This window comes from uncultured Methanobrevibacter sp., assembly GCF_902769175.1.
In the GTDB taxonomy this organism is placed as follows: Archaea; Methanobacteriota; Methanobacteria; order Methanobacteriales; family Methanobacteriaceae; genus Methanobrevibacter.
This window is the reverse complement of record NZ_CACXNW010000008.1, coordinates 144,349-151,218: the sequence shown is the minus strand read 5'-3', so window position 1 is coordinate 151,218 and position 6,870 is coordinate 144,349. Positions and strand designations below refer to the sequence as shown.

5 protein-coding genes are annotated in these 6,870 nt (G+C 33.6%); all 5 read right to left on the bottom strand.

What is annotated here, in order from left to right; all coding sequences use genetic code 11:
* A partial coding sequence (locus QZV12_RS04190) for an AMP-binding protein (RefSeq protein ID WP_295617675.1) occupies positions 1 to 1,428 on the bottom strand: 1,428 nt, incomplete at its 3' end.
* Between the two features lie 51 nt (positions 1,429 to 1,479).
* Positions 1,480 to 2,964 (bottom strand): AMP-binding protein, encoded by a 1,485-nt coding sequence (locus QZV12_RS04185; RefSeq protein WP_295617672.1) that lies wholly within the window; start codon positions 2,962 to 2,964, stop codon positions 1,480 to 1,482.
* Positions 2,903 to 5,587 (bottom strand): AMP-binding protein, encoded by a 2,685-nt coding sequence (locus tag QZV12_RS04180; RefSeq protein ID WP_295617669.1) that lies wholly within the window; start codon positions 5,585 to 5,587, stop codon positions 2,903 to 2,905. The genes QZV12_RS04185 and QZV12_RS04180 overlap by 62 nt, the downstream gene beginning before the upstream one ends.
* A gap of 17 nt (positions 5,588 to 5,604) precedes the next feature.
* A complete protein-coding gene (locus tag QZV12_RS13655; protein ID WP_366925534.1) occupies positions 5,605 to 5,802 on the bottom strand; it encodes a hypothetical protein in 198 nt (65 codons plus the stop codon).
* Positions 5,803 to 5,823: 21 nt separating this feature from the next.
* On the bottom strand, positions 5,824 to 6,870 hold the full coding sequence (locus tag QZV12_RS04175; protein WP_366925533.1) for an AMP-binding protein: 1,047 nt from the start codon (positions 6,868 to 6,870) through the stop codon (positions 5,824 to 5,826).

Here is a 6,870-nt window from a genome sequence, read left to right as displayed (position 1 = left end):
TAAATTCTGTGCATCAGTATAGTGAGCAGATAAATTAAGAACAGATTTTCTAGTGATCTTTACACCTTTAGGAACGCCAGTAGTACCACTGGTATATAATATACCTGCCAAATCACCATACTCAACAGGCAAATGAGATAAATTGCCAATATCCCCTTTAAGAATATGGGATTCATTCAATACATTTATGCCATTTTCATCAGCGAATCCACTGACACTCTCATCAACAAATCCACCAGCATTTTCATCAGCGAATCCACTGACACTCTCATCAACAAATCCACCAGCATTTTCATTATCGAAATCAGAATTATTATTTTCATTAGAGATACTAATATTTTCCATTAAACTGCAAACTCTGTCATATGTTGTATCATCTGCAATAACTGCCTTAGAATTTGAATTTTCTAAAATGAATCTTATCCTCTCATTTGGTAAAGAACTGTCAACTGGAACTGGAGTTGCACCAATTGATAAAATTGACAAAACATTAAACAAATACAATTCAGATCGCTCACATACAAAAGCAACGAAATCATTAGACCCAACTCCTAATTCCTTCAAGGAAATTGCAATCTCATTTGCAATGAATGCACTTTCAGACAATGTATATGAATCATCATTACCTCTCACCAATTCACTGTCGGGATATTTTGCAAGATTATCATTAAATGCATCTAAAACATCATCATAAACCAAAGAATGCTCAGTATTATTATACTCATCTAAAAGTTCCATATCCTTAGAACTGGCATATTCAATATCTCCCAATTCATTTGCATTGATAATCTGCTCTGCAATCAATTTATAGGCATAAACAAAATGTTCAATGAAATCCTTTGAATACCTATCGGAATATGAAACCCTAATGCTGTAATCCTCTCCTTTCTGGAGGACATCAGCACTGAAATCAACATTTGAAACCAAGATGGATTGGAAAATATTTTCTTCTATAAATTGGGAGCTGTCCTCTCCATTTACATTATTGCCTTCAATCCAATCAGGTATAAATTGGAATAGGATATTGGAATTTACATTATACTCATTAGCAATCAATCTAAATGGATAATAATCATACTTCATCACATCATAAATTAAATCAGACATATAATCCATAAATGCAGAAATGTCCTGATTTTTACAATCTGCCAACATAGGCAATGTATTGACATACATACCAATGGCATCAAAGTTCTTGAATCGGCCACGTCCATTGTCAAGAATATTGAACAATACCTTTTCATTGCCAACAAATCTGGACAATGTGTAAGCAAATGCAGATACGAAAAAGACATTTTCGCTAAGATTATGATTTAGCAAAAATGAATGGAATGAATCGGAATCAATATTCAAATCAGTTTGTAGAATTCCTGCCCCTTCAGATGAGACACTATCCAATAGGATTCCGACTTCATCAATATCTGCCAAGAACCTTTCATAAAAATCATAGGCAATCTTGTATTCAGGTGCATCCTTTATTTACTCAGCAAATGCAGATACCTTTAAGAAAGAATCATCAACATCAAGGGTTTTTCCATCAAGAATAGCTTGGAAATCTTCCTTAAATACTGATTCTGATAAGCCATCAAAGATTATATGATGGAAAACTCCAAATACGGAATAATTATCCTCATTTTCAACTATTAAAAACCTGGATAAATTCTGATTTAATTCAAAAGGCTTGCTTAAGAAGTCCAAAAGGAATTCATCTTCAATCTCAGATTCCAGCAAAATAGGACACTTTGACCCCTTAACCAAATAAGGAACTTCAAAATCATCACTGACACACATGCCTAAAATAGGATGAATATCCAAAATCTCATTTATAGCACTTTGAATAATGTCTGAATCATAATCCTTTGAGATTTCCATGAAAATAGGAATGCGGTAGGAATCCCATTTATCATTAGCTATAATATCCAAGTAAACATTTAATTGAGGCTCATTTAATGGACATCCAGATTCAAGGGAATAGGTATCCAAATCCAATGATATTTCATTAATGCCCTTAGCGATTGCATAAGGAGTGTGCAAGCTTAAAATATCCGCTACAGTGACATCATAGTCCTTAAGTAGGGAGATCAATTTTATTGCAGCTAATGAATCCCCTCCAAGCTGAAGGAAATCATCACATATTCCTATGTTCTCTTGCTCAAATACCCTTTCAAATGCATTGACTATGTCCCTTTCAATTTCATTTCTTGGTGCCACATATTCAGTTTTGGAACTTGCCCTATCAACATCAGGCAATGCTTTCTTGTCCACTTTTCCATTGACATTCAATGGTATTTCATCTAATTCGATTACAAATGTTGGAACCATATAATCAGGTTTATTGCTTGCTACATAACTGCATACGAGTTCTTTTATATCATCTGAACTTTCAGTGGATACAACATAAGCCACCAATTCATTGTTGCTTCCGTTTTTAACTGTTTGAACTGTGACATCAGTTATAATGTCCATTTCGCCTATGGTTTTTTCTATTTCAGATAATTCTACACGGTTTCCTCGTATTTTCACTTGGCTGTCTAAACGCCCAACAACACCTAATGTTCCATCTGGAAGTATTCTCACCATATCTCCAGTACGATACAAACGACCATAATCCTTAGGGTCAGACTCGCTTATGAAAGGATTTTTGATGAATGCCTGTGAGGTTTCATCTTCACGATTTAAATATCCGTCAGCAACTTGTTGACCTGCTATGCACAATTCCCCAACAGCACCAATAGGAACAGGCCTTAACTCCTTGTCTAATACATAAGCCTTTGTGTTATATCCTAATGGACCTATGGAAGATGGATCTATCTTTTCATCATTTCTAATTGATGAAATGAATACGCAGGTTTCTGTTGGTCCGAATGCATCAACTAAAATATAATCTTCTGGAGTTTCGAATTCACCTAGTTTTTCTCCTCCAACAAGCAGGACGTTTAAAGATGTCTTTTCTACACTTCGCATGAAAAGTCTTCCCACTTGGGTTGTTATAAGTGTGTGGGTAATATTCTGATTGATGAAATAATCGTTCATTTTTTTTCATATCAAGTCTGAGATCATTTGGGATTACAGATAAGCAGGACCCGGAATATAAAACCACCATAATTGCAAGTAATGCTGCATCAAATCCTATTGTAGAGAATAATCCATAGACATCCTCATTGTTTATGCCATATTTATCCTGATAAACTGTTACCAAATTAAGCACAGATTTTCTAGTGATTTTAACCCCTTTAGGAATTCCAGTAGTACCACTGGTGTAAAGAATACAAGCTATATCTCCATAAGAGATAGGCAGATGTGATAATTTTCCTAAGTTTTCTCCAAGGATATTATTATCAATAATATCCTCTTCAACAATACCATCTTCAACAGTATATTCTTCAATATTCTCCTCCATAATTATGTCATTGATATTTAAGAGAATTGAATCCCCAGCAATTTTCTTGGCACGTCCATATGTTTCATCACTAACGATTATGACCTTTGATTGAGTGTCTCCCAAGATAAACTTTATTCTCTCATCAGGATGTGCATCATCTAAAGGAACGTAAACAGCCCTTATGGACATGATTCCTAAAACGGCAAAGATATAATATTCACAACGTTCAGTTAAAAAGGCAACAGGATCTTGAGATTCAACCCCTAGATCTTTTAGGGATTTTGCTAATTTATCTGCTATAAATGCCCCTTCAGCATAAGTGTAAGTCCTCTCATCAAAGGATACAAAATTCTTATCAGGATATCTGGTCAAGTTATCGTTGAATGCATCTAAAATATCATCATAACTTAAGCTATGTTCAGTATTATTATACTCCTCTATCAGTTCCATATCTTCATTGGATATGTAGTTGATTTCACTTAATTTATCAGCATTCATTATCCTGTGTAAAATCAGTTTATATGAACTTATGAATCTTTCAACAAAGTCTTTGGAATATTTATTGGAATACATTATATTTAAGTTGTACTTATCTTCATTTTGGATGATATTGACTATAAAATCACCAATTACATCATTCATATCATTAATTGTCTCTTCAAAGAGACTGTCAAAAATTGATTCATTTTCCTCTTTGATATCAACCCAATCTGGGACATATTGGAATAAAATATTGGAATCAACATCATACTCATTGGCAAGTATCCTAAATGGGTAAAAATCGTATTTCATCACATCATAAACCACTTCAGAAATATTTTCCATATATGATTCAAGATTTTGATTCTCACAATTAATAAGTACAGGCAAGGTATTTACAAACATTCCCATTGCATCATAATTTTTAAATCTGCTACGTCCGTTATCAATGATATTGAATAAGACTTTATCAGCACCTACAAAACGGGATAATGTATATGCAAATACGCTTGTGAATAATATGTTCTCATTAATATTGTATTTGGATAAAATAGGTTTTATTTCAACATCCAAGTCAGCAAAACAAATTCCTGGACCATCATTGCTGACGCTATCAATTAAAATTCCTGCATCTTCATTTTCACTTAACATCTTATCAAAGAATGCTTTAGCTTCATCAGCCTTCTCTGTTTTAAGTATTTCTTGGTTAAATGCGGCTACCTTTAAAAAGGAATCATCAATCTCAAGCTTTTCTCCCTTAAGGATTGCATTCAAATCATTTTTAAAAGCATTTCCAGATAAAGCATCAAAAATTATATGGTGGAATACTGCATTAAAGGAATATTCCTCTTCATTTTCAACAATTAAAAACCGGCATAAGTTTTTATGCAAATCAAAAGGTTTTGTTAAGAAATGGGAAATGTAGGAATCATCCACTTTTGATTCAAAAATAATATCAGGTTTGCTTCCTTGAATTAAGTAAGGAACCTCATGACTATCGTCAATTTTCATTCCTAAAATCGGATGGATTTTGAGCATGTCTTTTAAAGCATTATTTAAATCATTAAGGGAATGCCTTTTAGAAATTTTCATTGAAATTGGAATAAGATAAGAATCTACCTTATTGGCAGCTAATATATCCAAGTATACATTCAATTGAGGTTCGTTTAGAGGACAACCCCTTTCCAATGAGTAGATATCCAAGTCAAATTCATCCTTTTCAATGCTTTTTGCAATTGCCTTAGGTGTTTTCAAGCTTAAAATGTCAGCTGCTGAGATATTGTAGCCAGTGATATTTGAAAGTAACTTGATTGCTGTTAGTGAATCTCCTCCAAGTACTGTGAAATCATCCAATATACCGATTTTCTCTTTATTGAATACCTTTTCAAAGGCTTCAACTATGGTTTTTTCTTTTTCACTTCTTGGAGCAATGTATTCAGCACACAGTGAATCCAAATCAACTTGAGACAATGCCCGCTTATCTACTTTACCATTGGCATTAACAGGGATTTCATTTAGTTGAATGACAAATGCAGGGACCATATATTCAGGTTTTTCTTCCCTAATGTGAGTTTGAATATATTCTATAATGTTTCCTTTGAATTTATTGTCTAATACGACATATGCAGCTAATTCATTGTTGCCGTCATTATCTATTGTTTGGACAGTGACATCTTGTATATGGTCCATATTTCTTATTGCAACTTCGATTTCGGATAGTTCCACACGGTTTCCCCTAATTTTTACTTGGGAGTCTGCCTTCCCACAATTCCTATACTGCAGTCAGGTAAAATTCGACCTAAGTCTCCAGTTTTATACATTATTTCATAGCCTTTTTGGTTTTCATTGAAAGGATTTTGGAATAATGCCTTTTCATTTTCATCAGGATTATCAAGGTATCCTTTAGTTGTTTGGTATCCAGAAATGTATATTTCTCCCACTGCACCTAATGGGACTTTCCTTTATTCATTATCCAGGACATATAACTTAGTATTCCAATTTGGGAATCCAACTGATGAATTGTCTATATTTTTGTCAACATCGATTGATGTGATGTAATTGGCTTCTGTTGGACCGTAAACATCACTTAGGACATAGTCTTTAGGAGGTTTTATCTCCCCTAGTTTCTCACCTGCTGTTTGCAGGTATTTTAATGAAGTTTTTGAGATTGTATTTACGAATAGCTTTGCTATTTGTGTTGTTATTAGGGTGTGTGTTACATTGTGCTTGATGAAGTAGTCATTTAGTTTTTTGATGTCTAATCTAATTTCATTAGGAACATATGTAACTGCCCCACCTGTAAATATGGATGCAAATTGTTCAAGAGATACGTCAAAACCTACAGATGCAAATATTCCCTGAACATCTTCTTCAGTGAATCCTGTGCTGTCAATATAGAATTCTATTAGGTTCAATATGCCTAATCTGGTCATTTGAACTGCCTTTGGTGTTCCAGTTGTTCCAGAAGTGTATAAAATACAAGCAACATCATTTGAAGAGTCTTCAACATAATCAACATAATCACTATTTGAATTAGCTTCTAAAACTGTCTTGTCTCCATGGTTTTCTAAAGAAGAAATATTGATAATGTCTGTTTTTAATTCAAATTCTTCACTTATATTCTTTAGGCGTGTTTGGAAAGGGTCTGTTGTGATTATTGCTTTGGAATCTGATTGCTTGATCATAAAGGCAATACGCTTGTCAGGATAATTCTCATCAATAGGGACATAAGTTACTCCTAATGACAGGCAGCTTAAAGAAGATAGCAATGCCCAATGATTACGGTCTACGAAAATGGTCACTGTTTCATTTTCAGATATTTCATTTTGTTTTAACAGAGAGTTTAATGAATTAATCAAATAGGCAGATTCACTGTAAGTGTATTTGGCATTGTCATCAATTACAAGAGTGTTGTTAGCATATTTGCTTAAATTATCATTAAAAGCCTCTAAAATATCATTGTACCTTAATTCAGTTTCTGTCTTGTTTAAACTGTCTAAAAGATTCAA

Bases quoted from the DNA above. Each gene is read 5' to 3' on its own strand.
- QZV12_RS04185 (WP_295617672.1), bottom strand. From the start codon at position 2,964: ATGCGAAGTGTAGAAAAGACATCTTTAAACGTCCTGCTTGTTGGAGGA.